General features: G+C 45.0%; 16 protein-coding genes. 13 read left to right on the top strand and 3 right to left on the bottom strand.

The window, feature by feature from the left end; genetic code table 11:
* The first annotated feature begins 75 nt into the window (after positions 1-75).
* The 8 genes from PP175_RS15240 (at position 76) to PP175_RS15205 (ending at position 8,428) form a co-directional block, all read left to right on the top strand.
* A complete protein-coding gene (locus tag PP175_RS15240) occupies positions 76-1,599 on the top strand; it encodes a long-chain-fatty-acid--CoA ligase (RefSeq protein WP_272439183.1) in 1,524 nt (507 codons plus the stop codon).
* A 530-nt stretch (positions 1,600-2,129) separates the two neighbouring features.
* Positions 2,130-2,930 (top strand): metal ABC transporter ATP-binding protein, encoded by an 801-nt coding sequence (locus PP175_RS15235; RefSeq protein WP_272439182.1) that lies wholly within the window; start codon positions 2,130-2,132, stop codon positions 2,928-2,930.
* Between the two features lie 10 nt (positions 2,931-2,940).
* Entirely contained in the window at positions 2,941-3,780 is an 840-nt protein-coding gene (locus tag PP175_RS15230) for a metal ABC transporter permease (protein WP_272439181.1), read from the top strand.
* Positions 3,781-3,822: 42 nt separating this feature from the next.
* Positions 3,823-4,743, top strand: a complete 921-nt coding sequence (locus PP175_RS15225; protein ID WP_272439180.1) for a metal ABC transporter solute-binding protein, Zn/Mn family — start codon at positions 3,823-3,825, stop codon at positions 4,741-4,743.
* An 80-nt stretch (positions 4,744-4,823) separates the two neighbouring features.
* Complete coding sequence (locus PP175_RS15220; RefSeq protein ID WP_272439179.1) at positions 4,824-5,246, top strand: Fur family transcriptional regulator; 423 nt, start codon at positions 4,824-4,826, stop codon at positions 5,244-5,246.
* A 488-nt stretch (positions 5,247-5,734) separates the two neighbouring features.
* Positions 5,735-5,995 (top strand): hypothetical protein, encoded by a 261-nt coding sequence (locus PP175_RS15215; protein WP_272439178.1) that lies wholly within the window; start codon positions 5,735-5,737, stop codon positions 5,993-5,995.
* A gap of 255 nt (positions 5,996-6,250) precedes the next feature.
* The gene (locus PP175_RS15210) at positions 6,251-6,673 is read left to right on the top strand and encodes a hypothetical protein (protein WP_272439177.1); all 423 of its coding nucleotides are present in this window, start codon (positions 6,251-6,253) and stop codon (positions 6,671-6,673) included.
* A 708-nt stretch (positions 6,674-7,381) separates the two neighbouring features.
* On the top strand, positions 7,382-8,428 hold the full coding sequence (locus PP175_RS15205; protein ID WP_272439176.1) for a zinc-dependent alcohol dehydrogenase: 1,047 nt from the start codon (positions 7,382-7,384) through the stop codon (positions 8,426-8,428).
* 123 nt (positions 8,429-8,551) lie between these two features.
* On the opposite strand, the gene PP175_RS15200 is transcribed toward PP175_RS15205, so the two are convergent.
* The 3 genes from PP175_RS15200 to PP175_RS15190 all read right to left on the bottom strand — a co-directional run bounded on the left by PP175_RS15200 (position 8,552) and on the right by PP175_RS15190 (position 9,580).
* Complete coding sequence (locus PP175_RS15200; RefSeq protein ID WP_272439175.1) at positions 8,552-8,890, bottom strand: carboxymuconolactone decarboxylase family protein; 339 nt, start codon at positions 8,888-8,890, stop codon at positions 8,552-8,554.
* On the bottom strand, positions 8,887-9,204 hold the full coding sequence (locus PP175_RS15195; RefSeq protein ID WP_272439174.1) for a carboxymuconolactone decarboxylase family protein: 318 nt from the start codon (positions 9,202-9,204) through the stop codon (positions 8,887-8,889). Before PP175_RS15195 ends, PP175_RS15200 begins: the two co-directional genes overlap by 4 nt.
* A 127-nt stretch (positions 9,205-9,331) precedes the next feature.
* On the bottom strand, positions 9,332-9,580 hold the full coding sequence (locus PP175_RS15190; RefSeq protein WP_272439173.1) for a hypothetical protein: 249 nt from the start codon (positions 9,578-9,580) through the stop codon (positions 9,332-9,334).
* A gap of 120 nt (positions 9,581-9,700) precedes the next feature.
* Here PP175_RS15190 and nth point away from each other — a divergent pair, with 120 nt between their 5' ends.
* From nth to PP175_RS15165, 5 genes are all read left to right on the top strand, one after another.
* Positions 9,701-10,345, top strand: coding sequence for an endonuclease III (gene nth, locus PP175_RS15185; protein ID WP_272439172.1), 645 nt, complete (start codon positions 9,701-9,703; stop codon positions 10,343-10,345).
* Between the two features lie 134 nt (positions 10,346-10,479).
* Positions 10,480-11,172 carry a cell wall hydrolase gene (locus PP175_RS15180; RefSeq protein WP_272439171.1) on the top strand — a complete coding sequence of 231 codons (693 nt, stop codon included), beginning with the start codon at positions 10,480-10,482 and terminating at the stop codon, positions 11,170-11,172.
* Positions 11,173-11,325: 153 nt separating this feature from the next.
* A complete protein-coding gene (gene pepF / locus PP175_RS15175) occupies positions 11,326-13,140 on the top strand; it encodes an oligoendopeptidase F (RefSeq protein WP_272443284.1) in 1,815 nt (604 codons plus the stop codon).
* Between the two features lie 267 nt (positions 13,141-13,407).
* Complete coding sequence (locus tag PP175_RS15170) at positions 13,408-14,412, top strand: stalk domain-containing protein (protein WP_272439170.1); 1,005 nt, start codon at positions 13,408-13,410, stop codon at positions 14,410-14,412.
* Complete coding sequence (locus tag PP175_RS15165; RefSeq protein WP_272439169.1) at positions 14,385-15,056, top strand: N-acetylmuramoyl-L-alanine amidase family protein; 672 nt, start codon at positions 14,385-14,387, stop codon at positions 15,054-15,056. The genes PP175_RS15170 and PP175_RS15165 overlap by 28 nt, the downstream gene beginning before the upstream one ends.
* Positions 15,057-15,148 lie beyond the last annotated feature (92 nt).

Raw genomic sequence — 15,148 nt, 5'->3', positions numbered from 1 at the left:
TGTCCGCGGTGTTTATTCTTTTTCACTTGCTTCTCTGGCACGAAGGCTTTCATAATTAAAGTTGAGGTGAATGATATGGCGACATTAAATGCAAATCTCAAGCGTTCAGCTGCCTCTCATCCTGAGGCGGTTGCGTTTGAATTTTTAAATAAGCGTACAACGTACCGTGAGTTCTTGCAGGCCGCACAAAATGTGGCTGGCAATCTGATTAAAATGTGCATTCAGAAGGGTGACCGAGTGGCGTTGCTATCAGGAAATTCACCGGAATTCATCATTTCGTATTATGGAATTCTTCTAGCCGGAGCTGAGGTTGTGCCGATCAATCCGATTTATACCCCGCATGAAATCCAATTTATTCTGCAAAACAGCCAGGCAAAGTCAGCCATTATAGTTGCTCCGCTGCTGCCTGCTTTTCAAGCCCTAAAAGCAGGGCTGCCGGATTTACAGCAGGTTTTTGTTTTGGGCGAAACGCAAGAAACGGAGTGGATTCGGCCTTTTTCTAAGCTTCTCACACCAACAGATGGAATCGAAGGGGGCAACGTGGAAGTTACAGAGGATGATGTCGCGATCATTTTATATACGTCCGGTACAACAGGAGCGCCAAAAGGGGCGATGCTGACCCACAGGAATTTGACGTCCAACGCCAACAGCATTGCAGAGTATTTGGAGATGGGGCAGCAGGATAAGACGGTTGCTGTGCTTCCCATGTTCCATGTATTCTGTATGACAGTCTGCATGAATGCTCCGATAGCTCTGGCCTCCTGCATTGTCATTATTCCGCGGTTTAGCCTGGGGGACGTGATACGAACGATCCAGCAGACAAAGGCAACGATCTTTGCCGGTGTACCCACGATGTATAACTTTATGATGCTCTATCCTGAGGCAAAGCCAGAAGACCTCGAAACGCTGCGCATTTGTATTTCAGGGGGATCGGCTCTCCCGGTCGCACTTTTGCACAGTTTTGAAGCAAAATTCCATAAAACCATTTCAGAGGGGTACGGGCTCTCAGAAGCTTCGCCTGTTACCGCCTTCAATCCGGTTGACGGCGTTCGCAAGCCAGGATCGATCGGCTGCAGCATTCCTGGCGTGGAGAACCGGGTAGTAGATGAGAATGATAATGAACTTCCACGGGGAGAAGTAGGCGAGCTCGTCGTCCGCGGCCCGAATGTTATGAAAGGGTATCTGAATATGCTCGAAGATACCGCAATTACGCTGCGCAACGGATGGCTACATACCGGTGATATGGCGACAATGGATGAAGACGGCTATATTTATATTGTCGACCGCAAAAAAGATGTCATTATTGTCGGCGGTTACAATGTCTATCCGAGAGAGGTAGAGGAAGTGCTATACCAGCATCCTGAGATTATTGAGGCGGCAGTTATCGGTGTGCCGGATGAAAACTTCGGTGAGGCCGTGCATGCTTATGTAGTGCGCTGCAACAAATCGGTAACAGAGGAGGCACTCATTGAATATTGCCGTACCGAATTAGCCAAGTACAAAGTTCCGCACAAAATCGTTTTCCTGGAGGAGTTGCCAAAGAATACGACAGGCAAAATTCTCCGCCGCTCGCTCAAGAATTTTGTCATGAAAGGATAAGATAATTTCGGGGTAATTTTCATACAACAAATGTAAAACAGCCAATCCTTTGGGTAGGCTGTTTATTTTTATTGTCGATATGGAAAGTTTATGGGCTCCACGGTTTTGAAGTGCCTTGAGCGATTTTTTAAACGGGACCTCCGGTCCCGAAACACCGAAGAAAAACATCGTGAGGCGCATGTCCGCACCTTTCTTTACCCTTGTGGAGCGTGTGGAACAGAGGACGAAAAAGACAGGCAATTGTCTCCATCATTGAGATACCCAGATGTTTTGCCGGTCCGTCCGTCGTTCCACAAAGCGGCCGTAAAAACTTCTATGAGGGGAAAGGAGAGAGCGGCATGGCCTGCGATGTTTTTCTCATCTTATTCTCTCATGTTGACATTCTAATTCGTAATCATTATGATTAGATAGAAAACGTAATGATTACGAAAGTGCGGCATATATTTACATGCGAGATGACAATTTAAACAGGATGAAAAAAGTGCATTATTCGAAATTTTTTACTTATTTAGCAGAAAGGAGTTATTGCCATGGGGGCCATTGAGGTTGAAGATATTGGTATTTCGTTCGGCGGGGAATGGATTATAAGAAACTTATCCTTTTCTGTGAAACCAGGGGAATTTATGGGCATTATTGGTCCAAATGGCGCCGGTAAAACCACATTATTACGAATTTTATTAGGAATCATGCAACCTCAACAGGGGTTTGTGAAGGTGATGGGCAAAACGATTACTTCTACTGGCTCTCCGGCCATAGGATACGTTCCGCAGTCACGCCAAATCGATCCGGAAACGCCGCTCATCGCACGAGATTTTGTTAGTTTTGGACTGCCTCACAGGTTTAGACCGTGGTTAACGAAAAAAGATCGTTCGTTAGTGTCTGAAGCGCTGTCTTTAACTGATTCTGAAAAATATGCGGATAAACCCATTGGAAAACTATCAGGTGGGGAAAGACAAAGGCTTTTTTTAGCTCAGGCGCTACTTCGCAATCCAAAGATATTATTTCTGGATGAACCGACGTCCAACCTTGACCCCGGTGCGCAGGAAAAGATGGCCGCGGTCGTTCAAAAAGTGAATCGTGAGCGTGGAATCAGTGTGGTTTTTGTCAGTCATGATATCGATTTGATTGCCAGGTACGCACATGAAATCTTGTATTTAACCCGTGGAAATTATGTGAAGGGGACAGTAGAGGAAGTGATGCAGCCGGAAGTACTTTCCCAATTATATGGGGCTCCCGTGCAAATTACCAAATCCGGTTCGAAGATGCTGGTAACGTCGCCTAATTTAATCGAGCCAGCCACCCCAATTTGTGTACACCCAGGGGTACAGTAGGAGGTTTAAGATGTTTGAATTTGATTTTATGCAACATGCCTTCCTGGCAGGGACCATGGTTGCGATCATGTGTGGTGTTATTGGTGTTTACGTGATTACCCGCGGGTTATCGTTTATTGCCCACATGTTCTCGGAAATCGGTTTCTCAGGCGCTACTTTTGCGGTATTCATGGGCTGGAATCCGCTATATGGCTTGCTTTGCTTCACGACTATAAGTTCCCTCGCCATCGGCCAATTAGGCGTAAAAGTGTTTCGCAGAGATCTTTCCATAAATGTCATACTAAGTATTTTTCTTGGATTGGGATTATTGTTTTTATCCTTGTCTTCTCGTCAATCGTCCGCAGCGTTTTCTCTTCTCTTCGGCAGTGTGGTAGGAATCAGCGCTGAACAAGTTTGGCAGATTACAGGTTTGTCTATTGGCGTATTAGTCCTTCTATTACTTGGTTATAGAATGCTAACCTTTGATTCTTATGATCCGGTAGGAGCAGAAGCTGCCGGGTTACCTGTGAAATTCATTTCTATGGCATTTTTATTATTACTTTCTATTGCTGTGGTCGGTGCCGTGCAAATCGTAGGCTCCTTACTCGTCTTTACCCTGATGACCACACCGGCGGCCACGGCCCGTCATTTAACGAAATCTATCTCGCGAATGATTCTGTTTTCCGCGATCATAGCTATGCTTGGTGTGTGGGCAGGGTTGGTGCTTGGATACTATACCAATGCCCCTGTTAGCTTCTTTATTACAGCGACTGAAGGCATTTTTTATTTCGCAGCCCTCGGTTGGCGAAATTTCAGAGAAAGAATTCAGCCACAGACAGAAAATCGTTTATCCCTGGCAAAACGCTCCTAGAATCGCAGCCAATACCAAAATATAAAAGGAGAGCAAACAAAAATGAAAAAGGGTGTATGGACAACAACTTTCGCTTTAACCCTCGCTTCTGTATTTGTACTTGCAGGATGCTCAAGTTCACAAAATGCGCCGTCCACTTCAGCTTCATCCGCAAAGGACGAAAAGATAAAAATTGTAGCAGCCGAAAATTTCTATGGTGAAGTAGCTCAAGCTGTCGGTGGAGATCGCGTTGAGGTTACATCCATTCTCACTAATCCGGATACGGATCCGCATGGTTATGAATCGACTCCTGATAATTCGAAATCTGTGTACAGCGCAAATGTTGTGGTATACAATGGCGCAGGCTATGATTCCTGGATGGAAAAGATGATCAATGCCGGTTCTTCCAATGAACAAAAATCTGTCATTAAGGTAGCCGAAGATTTACAAGGAAAGAAAGAAGGAGACAATGAGCACGTGTGGTATGACCCCACTACGATGACGAAACTGGCAAATTCCCTTGCGGATCAATTATCCAAGATTGATGCTAAGCAGACTGATGCCTATCATCAGAGAGCGAAACAATATATTGCTTCCCTGGCTCCTTTAACAGAGAAAGTGCAGAAATTAAAACAAAGTTCACCAACGCCGATCGCTGTATCCGAACCTATTTTTGACTATATGGTACAGCCGTTAAATTTAACGATCGATGATACGAAATTTGCTAAAGCGATCGATGAAGGAACGGATCCTTCTCCAGTAGATGTGGGCACCCTACAAAACGATCTAAAAGGGAAAAAAGTAAAACTTTTTGTACACAACGTACAAAATTCTAGCCCGACCGTCGAAAATATGGTTAAACTTGCGCGCTCAAGCGGTGTTCCTATCGTGCAGGTAACGGAAACAGAGCCAAAGGGTAAAAATTATCTTCAATGGATGACCGACCAATTAGATCAGGTAGGTAAGGCATTAGGTTCAAAATAGGGTGACGAACATTACCATGAAAGGTTCAATGGTTCGTTTGAATTCCTTATTTTTAAACCTTTTCTAAAGGAGATGAAGAAATGGAAATAACGGATGCATTGGATTTGTTAAAAGAGAAGGGATACAAATACACAGGTAAAAGAGAAAAGATGGTTCGCTTGTTTTCGGAAAAGAGGCGATACCTGTCGGCCAAGGAAGTATTGCTCGACATGCAGGAAGAATATCCAAACCTCAGTTTTGATACGATATACCGAAATTTGACTTTATTTGAAGAGCTCGGTCTATTAGAAACAACCGAATTTAAAGGTGAAAAGCAATACCGTTTCAGTTGCGGCAGCACCCACCATCATCACCATCTCATCTGTACGAAATGTAGAAAAACGATTTCCTTTGAAATGTGCCCTATGAATGTGATATTCGGATCGCCAAAAGACTTTATGATTACGGGTCATAAATTCGAAATTTATGGTTACTGTTCAGACTGCATGGAAGCGGGCGTGTGAAAACCCTTGTTATATAAGGGTTTTTTCTTTTTTGAAGGGGTGATCGAATGTTGGAAATGAGCTTTTGACCACATTTTGACCACCTTTAGGATACTAAAGTGACTTTTTCACGTTTTTCATAGCCTCTTGAAATCAGTTTGATTGTCTCCGGCATGTTTTTAATGCCATTTTTGCACATGTTAAGCCCGATTGGTAAGGAACACTATGTAATTGCAACTCCAATTATAACAAAGGGGATAAAAATCACTCCCTATTCGCTAAACGGGCCTTAGAAGCGATTCTAGAAGGCTCGTTTTTTCTTTAATTAATTGCGTTTTCAAAAAAAGTATACTTTTGCAGTGCCCTTCAGTAGCTATCTTTTTTTGTAAATTAACAACAAATTAGTTCTTTCCCCTTAATTTAACTAATAGTATAGTCTTGTGCCAAAATTAACTATTAGGAAGGGGCAGGTTTATGCCAAACGATTTCGGAAAAGTAGGTTAATTTGAATGATTCAGAATGATATCATTGCCGATATCACTGACATTAGTACAATTATGAGAACTAGAAACAGTATCTATACCTCAGATAAATTTCACTTGGATGCTGTGGGTATAGGTCAGAATTACAAAGTAGAGATTCAGTATAAAGCCGGAACAAAACAGACGGTTGCAGTGATCGATGTAAGTAATGAAGCAACAAATGCTGGCGATGTACGGAATGCACTAACCAACAGTTTGAATGATGGACATAAGTGGATAGTGACATAACGAAAAGGCCGGGAGTTACTCTCGGCCTTTTGACCTTTTATCTTTTAGATAGTATCAGTGTTTTTCATTAATTTATGTAAAATCTCTAACTGTTCTTCCTTGCTTAACCCCGACTCGTTCAAAATGCGAAGCATTCTTTGCTTTACATACACAAATAAAAATTTATTCATTTTATGGACAAACGCCCATACACCTTCATAGGCCTCCGCATATGTATATTTTCGTAGGTAAGAAAAACATTGGGGAGGCAAGAGAATGGATAAATTAAGATATCACCTGAAAAAAGCTGAGTTATACGGGTTATTAATGAAAAAATACAAATACGAGAATCCACAATTGCATGATCATTTTTATAGAAAACATTATTATCACACACAATGTGTAGATCGCTTATATATGCAATCAAAACATGGAGGACCCGGTAAGGATCCAGCCTGGGAAAGCTCAGGAAGCGGTTCAGGTTGGTCAGGTGTAGGAACCCCTGGATCTTCCGGCACATCATGGCCAGGCAGCGGTTGGTCCGGAATGGGTACACCAGGTGGCGGTTGGCCAGGTATGAGTGGATCGGGCGGCGGTTGGCCGGGTATGGGATCAGCTGGAACTGGTTGGTCCGGAATGGGTTCGCCAGGAGCAGGTGGTCCAGGGATGGGTTGGTCCGGCGCAAGTAGGGAAGAGTAATCGCATCCCAGTTTGGCCTCTTACCTTATTAGTAGGAGGCTTTTTTTCGGCAAAAATAGAGGGATTTCGTAAAAGGATATGCCATCTTAAGGCAATCGAAATTAAAAACATAGAGGATAATGAATGATTCCGCCGCCAACGGAATTTTTTCTTTATGGACATGCATTTCTTTTTGAGGCGTAGCCATATCTTTTAACATTACATGAGATGACACAGCATCTTATTTCAAGCGGGGAGGCGTCGGAATGGCGGTTAGGAAGAACAAACCGGTAAGTTTCAATTTGGAGAACGAAGAGGACAGCAGAGGTTATTCGAACGCCAGCTGGTGGAAACCCTTGATATAGGGTTTTTCTTTTTTTAAGGGAAAGCCAAATGATGAATTTAGGATGTTGATCATATTTTGACCACATTTTAACATCTGCATAACATGGATTTAACACAAATTGGTTATATTAAAATAGATTACCGTCAGCTACACACCTTCAACTACTTGGCACAGAAAATCATCTGTGTCCTTTTTTTGTTCCATTATAATAGGTGGGAATTCTTTTAAAGTCAAGAAGGTGGCGGGCCCATATAAAGACTGTGGCTGAGAGATGCGGGATGCATAAGGGGATCAAAGATAGCGAGATTTATTATCACAATTGTGTTAAAATATAAAATATTTGGTTTTTAGTTAGCATACACTCACAAAGGGGGAGCAAGAGTATGGCTGAAACTATGAAAGCAGCTCGTTTTTATGGAGTTGGACAACCATTACGAATTGACAATGTGCCTATTCCATCTTTACGGGATGATGAGGTTCTCGTGCAAGTAAAGGCGGTTGGGCTATGCGGCTCAGACATTCATATTGTTTATGAAGGCGTGACACCAACCGCTTTCAAGCCCATTATTTTGGGTCATGAACCGGCCGGGGTCATTGCGAAAGTTGGCAAAGGGGTACAAGGGTGGGAGATAGGGTCCAGAGTTTCGGTTGTGCCGTTTTTGTTCTGTGGTAGCTGCCCAAACTGTATCACCGGACATATGGAAGTGTGTGTGAATCGCAAAGTAGTAGGCATTCAAGAAAACGGGGGTTTAGCGGAATACATAGCAATGCCGGCGAAAAATTTAGTGCGTTTACCGAAAAATGTTCCCTTTACGGTCGGTGCCATTCTTACGGATGCTGTCACTACCCCCTTTCACGCGTTAGTGGACCGGGCAGCCCTAAAACCGGGTGAATCGATTGCGATTTATGGTGCAGGCGGACTCGGATTACATGCGGTCCAAATTGCCAGAATAGCTGGGGCTAAACAAATTTTTGTCGTGGACACACGCGATGACCAATTGGCCCGCGCGAAAAAACTTGGCGCAGATATTACGATAAACCCAGCACAAGAGTCTCCGGTTGAAGCGATCATGCGCTACACGAACGGAGCCGGTGTCGATGCTGCGGCTGAATTTATCGGATTAGCTTCCACCATCTCTCAAGCTGTGGAGTGCTTAAGAATAGGAGGCCGGGCTGTGGTTGTTGGTCTAGGGCCAGAAGTGATCAACACGCTTCCTCCAACCATTTTTGTTCGCAAACAGCTATCGTTGCTGGGTTCCTATGGTGGAACAAAAAGAAATGTAGAGCAACTGATTGAATTGGTTTCAGCGGGTCGCCTTCAACTAGAAGAATCCATCACGCACCGATTTAGCCTGGAGGAAGTCAATACAGCTCTTCATGTACTGCATGAAAAGGTCGATAACCCTATCAGGGTTGTTGTCACGCTTTAAACAACCACACCATGGTTGGCGGCAAGAAAAAACGAGTCTGGTCAAGGACCAGGCTCGTTTTTTAATAACTACAGAGAAAATAAACCAATTCCAATTTTAATCTTTCGCTGTTTTTTTTCTGATTCAATCTCCATAGCTTTGAATCATGTTCGCGATATGGGTATAAGCTCCACCTGCCCGCAGCGCAGCTGCAACTAGAATCGCCTCTGAAAGTTCTTCTTTCGTAGATCCTGCTCTTTGAGCGGATTTGGTATGAACGTCAATGCAGTATGGACATTCTGTGGTATGGGCAACAGCAACAGCGATTAACTCTTTTAGTTTGGCACTCAATTTTCCTTCTTTGGTTGCTGAAGCGCTAAAACGGGTATAGGCACTATAGCCAGTAGGGGCCCATTCTTTCAAATTGGCTACTGTTTTAAGGTTGGAACGCCGATACAGGGTGTCATCTGCTTCTTCATTCAAAGCGTTCTGCATATGCGTGCTGTGCGCAACTGCCCCCCAGCTTCAATAGCAGCTGTTACAAAAGCCGCTTCTACCAGCTCTTCAAGGGATGCCCCCGCTGCTTTAGCTTTGCGGGTATGTACATCGATGCAATAGGGACATTCTGTTGCGTGCGCTACGGCGACTGCAATGATTTCTTTCTCTTTATTCGTAAGCGTACCTGCTGCCATTGCGGTCTCACTAAATGATTGAAAAGCTTGAAGTTGTTCTGGAGCCAATTGTCCCAATTTAGAAAGATGCCGTAAATTTTCCCGTTGATAAAGGCTGTTTTCCATGATTCATCTTCCTTTCTTTAATAAAATTAACGCAGCGTGCTGGCAGTGATAACAATGTAAAGCCCAGAACATTCTCAGTGGCAGCAATGTCCTAGGCTTTTTCTGTTTATATAAGGAAAGTTAGAGGTTATATGGACCTAAAAGTCTCCATAATCTGATTGTATTCCTCATCGCGCCCAATATAGTCCTGGGCCGCGAAATGCTGCCCCGCCCAGTTCATCATTTCGTGGCGGCTGTTGAATATATACGTATCCTCGCCCCATTCAGATGAGATTTCACGGATAATCACGCGTGCCCCGTCCGCTTCCGCTGTCATCATATTCCAGTTATCCCGTTTATAAATAATGTGCTTTTTTGCCATAGTGGTGATATTCAAACCTTTCCTCTAGGTGTTATATTTACCTTGTTTCCTATTAGTGTAGCCATTGACGGCTAAAATCGCAACTGTTACAGTCGATAGTATAACCAAAAAAATGAAGATAACAGGTGAATTCCATTGCTGACCAAAGATCAAATCCGCCGGGTGCTGGATACAATGGCCGAAATGTTTCCGGATGCGCATTGTGAGCTTAACCATAGCAATCCGTTTGAACTAACGATCGCCGTACTGTTGTCCGCACAGTGTACGGACGCCCTCGTAAACAAAGTTACACCCGCTCTTTTTGCTAAATATAAAACGCCTGAGGACTATCTCTCCGTTCCGCTGGAGGAGCTGGAGCAGGATATCCGCAGCATCGGCCTGTTCCGGAATAAAGCGAAAAACATTCAAAAGCTCTGCAGATTGTTAATCGATGAATATCACGGAAACATCCCTGAGGAGCACAGCGAACTGGTTAAGCTGCCCGGAGTGGGCCGAAAAACCGCAAACGTTGTGGTGTCCACCGCTTTTGGCGTGCCGGCCATCGCGGTCGATACGCATGTGGAGCGTGTTTCCAAAAGGCTCGCCATTGCCCGCTGGAAGGATACACCCATCCAGGTAGAGGAAACGCTGATGAAGAAAGTGCCGCGTGATGAATGGTCTATTACTCACCACCGCATGATTTTCTTTGGTCGCTACCACTGCAAAGCACAAAACCCCCAGTGTCCTGTATGCCCGCTGCTGGATATGTGCCGCGAAGGAAAAAAGCGGATGAAACAATAACGCACAACAGCCAAATAGATTAGCCCTGCCAACCTGAGATAGGAGGCAGGGCTTTTTGTATTCATAAAGCGGAGGACAAGCGAATAGAGTGTAATATCGCCAGGGAGCGAAATTACACAGAGGGGAACGATATCATGCCGCTGGTAAACAAAGTAGTCTGGTACCTGTTGACAGCCGTCCTATGTGCTTCGGCAATCCGCTTCGGCCTTTCGGCTGGTCATTCTACAAGCCCTGTGATGAAAGCACCTATTAAGGTGGAAAAAGGCGCTGGAAAAATGCTGTTCCAAATAAATGGACAACCTGTCGTACGTAAGGACAAATTAGAAGCAATGGACGACAGAGACAGCGAGAAAAGAATGATTATCAAACATTTAGCCTTGTTAGCTGAGCAGCAAAAACAGGAAAAGCAGATGGCATATCTGGCTGAGCAGCAAAAACAAAAACGAAAGGCGGCCTGGCAGAACGAGCAAATTAATCTGCTGGCACGAATTATTGAAGCCGAAGCGGGCGATCAATCATACAAGGGGCGTATCGCTGTTGGCAGTGTTGTGATGAACCGGGTCAAGCATCATGAATTTCCCAAGAACATAAAAGCGGTTATTTTTCAGCATCGCGGTGGTTTTTATCAGTTTGAACCCGTTGCAAACGGCCGAATATACAATGTCAGCGTATCGGCGTCCTCCAGAAGCGCAGCGCGGGAAGCATTTTTTGGACAGGATCCCACCAATGGGGCTTTGTATTTTTATGATCCCAAATTGACGGATGATGCCTGGATACGCACTCGCCCCGTTATAACGGTGATAGGCGATCATACTTTTGCACAGTAGCGTTGCAGCAACTGCAGCTTAAAAGAGGAATAAAACCTCACCAAGGCGAATTTTTCTAATGAAAACAGTTACGCTGTCACATAGTAAGGGTATGGAATAGAACCCTATGGCTGGAAGGAGGAAGCGGTGCAACATCAAACCGCACATAAAAACATGGAACATACAAAGCAGAAAACACTCCCGAAAAGAAGTGAAATTCCTGCAGAAATGAAGTGGAAGCTTGAGGAATTGTTTTCAACCGATCAGGCCTGGGAGGAACAATTCCAGCAGGTAAATAAGCTAGTTGATGAGATGAAGGAGTTTCAGGGCCGGTTGGCGCAGTCCCCGGAAGAACTCGCGTCCGCTCTAAAAATATATGAAAAGCTTGGGCTTGCGATGGAACGCGTGTATGTGTATGCCAGAATGCGCAGGGATGAAGATAACGCCAACACGACCTATCAGGCGTTAACCGACCGTGCAGCTTCGCTCAGCGTAGCCTTATCAAGTGCCATATCGTTTCTCGTGCCTGAGATTCTTGGCATGCCGGCGGACAAGCTTAACATTTTCATTAAAAGCGAGGAACTTAAAGATTACACATTTTTCCTGGAAGAAATTAAGCGCCAGAAGGAGCACGTCTTAAGCGCTGAAGAGGAGCGGATTATCGCGCAGGCAGGCGAGCTTGCCCAGGCGCCGCAAAATATATTTGGCATGATTAATAATGCGGATATCTCATTTCCAGTTATTAAGGATGAGAAGGGCGAGGAAGTCCAGATTTCACACGGCCGTTATCTTCAGTTGATGGAAAATCAGGACCGGGATGTTCGCAAAGCTGCATTCGAAGGGCTGTACGACACGTATAAAAAGCAGAAAAATACGCTTGCTGCCACCCTTAATGCCAGCGTTAAAAAGGATGTTTTCTATGCGCGTGTCCGCAAGTATCCTTCAGCTCTGGCTGCGGCTCTGGACAACGACAATATACCTGTAGACGTGTATACCAACTTAATTAAAGCCGTCAGGGATAATCTACCGGCTATGCACCGATATGTCGCGCTGCGCAAGAAACTTCTCGGTGTGGATGAACTCCATATGTATGATCTGTATGTGCCAATGGTGAAAGAAGTTGATTTTACCGTTGAATACAGCAAAGCGATGGAGCTTGTACAGAAAGGCCTCGCTCCCCTCGGCGAAGAATATATTGATGTTTTAAAGGAAGCTTTTGCCTCCGGCTGGATCGATGTGCATGAAAATGAGGGCAAAACAAGCGGGGCGTACTCCTGGGGCGCTTATGGAACACACCCGTACGTTCTGTTGAACTATCATAACAACGTAAACAACCTGTTTACCCTGGCGCATGAGATGGGCCATGCGATGCACAGCTATTACAGCGATAAAAACCAGCCTTACTTGTACGCCCAGTATAAAATTTTTGTGGCGGAAGTAGCGTCTACCTGCAACGAATCGCTGCTTATGGATTACATGCTTAAAGTGACAGAGGATCCCCGTAAAAAAATGTATCTGCTGAACTACTATCTTGAGCAGTTCAGGGGAACCATCTACAGGCAGACGATGTTTGCTGAATTCGAGAAGATCATTCATGAAAAAGTGGAAGCCGGGGAAGCTTTAACACCGGAAACTCTCTGCAGCATCTACCGCGGATTAAATGTGGATTACTATGGGCCAGATATGGTCATTGATCCGGATATTGACATGGAATGGTCCCGCATACCCCATTTCTATAATGAATTCTATGTCTACCAGTATGCAACAGGGTTCTCAGCTGCAACTGCCCTTTCCCAGCAAATACTAAAGGAAGGCCAGCCTGCTGTTGAGCGGTACTTGTCATTCCTGAAAAGCGGCGGATCCGATTATCCGATCGAGCTATTGCGCAAAGCTGGAGTCGATATGGCGAAGCCTGAACCCGTTGTGCAGGCGCTCCAGGTGTTCGCTGGCGTACTCGATGAAATGGAGAAACTGGCGGAACAACTGTAAACAGCATCAATTTAATACGATGACAAACTGCCGGTAAATCCGGCAATTTTTTTGTTTATTGTTTTAGATCTACATGAATGCGTCATTATCTTGCCGTCAATGAGTTTTTTTATCCATTCCAGAAAAATAGTACATATGTCGGGTAACAATTCCAGCACTCATAGCGTCTAATTAATAGTGTGCTTGTCGTCCGTGTACATACGGAAGTTGGTTTCAGAAGGGAGCAGTGGTTTCTGGCAACTTAGAAAAGCAAAAGGGGGCGAGATAATGAAAAGAATAGTTTTACTGCTGTGGCCGCTATTATTTGTGCTGGCATGGATAGGCGGCGGTGTCCAAACCGCCCAGGCTGCATCCACTACTTTGAAGGTAGTAGTGAATGGATCCGATCTGGTTTCAGATGTTCCGCCGCAAATCATCAACAGCCGCACCATGGTTCCGCTTTCCGCACTAGGAAATGCATATGGCGTCACAGTCGCCTGGGATCAAAATACAGGCATTGTTACCGTAACAGGCAGCAACGGAAAAGAGATTAAGCTGCAGAATGCTCAGCATACAGCTAATGTCAACGGACAAGCCCTCTGGATGGATGTAGCTCCAACTATTATTAATAACCGGATGTTTCTTCCTTTTAGACAAATGGGTGATTTTTTAGGGGCAACGGTTGGCTATGAGAACAGTACCCATACCGTTGTGGTCAACAAGCCTGTTCAAATGCAGGTCAATGGATCCAAGCCGAGCGGGGTGAATGTTTATCACCTGCCGGCAGGCAACTTCGCCAGTCTAAATCCACTTGCAAAGGTACTTGGTTATGATGTGAAGACGTGGAATGGGAAAGTTATTCTCCAGCAAGGTACAGAAAAATACACGCTAAGTCCGTGTCAGGGTTCGTATGAATCAACAGGTTTTCGCACTGTGGACGGACAGTTTGTCGTTTCACCAGAATACCTTTCCCAGCTCATTAACGCCAAGGCCACATGGGACCACACCAATACGGTATGTACATTGGACAACCTGCATAACATCACAGATATTGTTAAGACAGACACAGGCATCAGCATTAAGACCGATGGGAAAATGATGGAGCCTGCCAGCTCTACGATGGCGAATCCTTATCGAATTGTGCTGGATTTCAACAACACAAAACTAAACATCCAAAACAACAATGTAACTTCTTCCTTAATCGAGGCGATTCGTTACAGCCAGACATCTGAATCGCGACGTACAAAGCGCGAGTTGTACTGGACTTGTTTTCACCTGCAGCTTATCATGTAACGACACTGGATGGTGAAGTTAAAGTTGATTTAACAACCGCAACGCCGGCACCAGTTCCAACGCCAGCACCTGCTCCTGCGCCGAAGCCTGCTCCGTCAGGACAGGGAAAGTATAAGATTGTTATCGATGCGGGCCATGGGGGATCAGATTCAGGGGCCGTTGGTGCAGCGGGCAATTACGAAAAGACACTAACGCTTTCCGTTGCGTCTAAAGTGGCAGCTGACCTCCGCAATAATCCCAATTTCAATGTGATCATGACGAGAACGGGAGATACACTGCCGAGTCTTCAGGACCGCGTCGATATCGCCAATGGAGCGAAGGCTGATGTGTTCCTGTCCATTCACGCGAATTCCGCTGTGCCAAGTGCGCACGGAACGGAGACGTATTATCGCACGAGCCAGAGCAGTACGTTCGCTGCGATCATCCATAAACACCTGATTTCGGCAACGGGATTTTTCGACCGCGGTGTGAAAACGGCCAACTACTATGTCATTAAAAATACCAGTATGCCGTCGACGCTCGTGGAATTAGGGTTCCTTACGAATTCAGCTGAAAACCAAACCATGTTAACCCCTCAATTCCAGCAGCGTGTCGCCGATGCATTAGCAGCGGGCATTACAGAGTACTACAATAAATACCATTAATCGCATGAGGAAAGGTTCATGAAACGGTGAACCTTTCTTTTTTTTATAGAATGCAATAATATGGTGTAAGTACTTATAAGTGGAAGGGAGCC

It is taken from the genome of Aneurinibacillus sp. Ricciae_BoGa-3, from assembly GCF_028421645.1.
Lineage (GTDB): Bacteria > Bacillota > Bacilli > Aneurinibacillales > Aneurinibacillaceae > Aneurinibacillus_B.
Note: the sequence above shows the minus strand (reverse complement) of the source record. Positions and strands in the feature narration are given on the sequence as shown.

Bases quoted from the DNA above. Each gene is read 5' to 3' on its own strand.
- PP175_RS15225 (WP_272439180.1), top strand. From the start codon at position 3,823: ATGAAAAAGGGTGTATGGACAACAACTTTCGCTTTAACCCTCGCTTCT.
- PP175_RS15180 (WP_272439171.1), top strand. From the start codon at position 10,480: ATGCCGCTGGTAAACAAAGTAGTCTGGTACCTGTTGACAGCCGTCCTA.
- PP175_RS15170 (WP_272439170.1), top strand. From the start codon at position 13,408: ATGAAAAGAATAGTTTTACTGCTGTGGCCGCTATTATTTGTGCTGGCA.
- PP175_RS15235 (WP_272439182.1), top strand. From the start codon at position 2,130: ATGGGGGCCATTGAGGTTGAAGATATTGGTATTTCGTTCGGCGGGGAA.
- pepF (WP_272443284.1), top strand. From the start codon at position 11,326: ATGGAACATACAAAGCAGAAAACACTCCCGAAAAGAAGTGAAATTCCT.
- PP175_RS15220 (WP_272439179.1), top strand. From the start codon at position 4,824: ATGGAAATAACGGATGCATTGGATTTGTTAAAAGAGAAGGGATACAAA.
- PP175_RS15195 (WP_272439174.1), bottom strand. From the start codon at position 9,204: ATGGAAAACAGCCTTTATCAACGGGAAAATTTACGGCATCTTTCTAAA.
- PP175_RS15215 (WP_272439178.1), top strand. From the start codon at position 5,735: ATGATTCAGAATGATATCATTGCCGATATCACTGACATTAGTACAATT.
- PP175_RS15210 (WP_272439177.1), top strand. From the start codon at position 6,251: ATGGATAAATTAAGATATCACCTGAAAAAAGCTGAGTTATACGGGTTA.
- PP175_RS15240 (WP_272439183.1), top strand. From the start codon at position 76: ATGGCGACATTAAATGCAAATCTCAAGCGTTCAGCTGCCTCTCATCCT.
- PP175_RS15205 (WP_272439176.1), top strand. From the start codon at position 7,382: ATGGCTGAAACTATGAAAGCAGCTCGTTTTTATGGAGTTGGACAACCA.
- PP175_RS15230 (WP_272439181.1), top strand. From the start codon at position 2,941: ATGTTTGAATTTGATTTTATGCAACATGCCTTCCTGGCAGGGACCATG.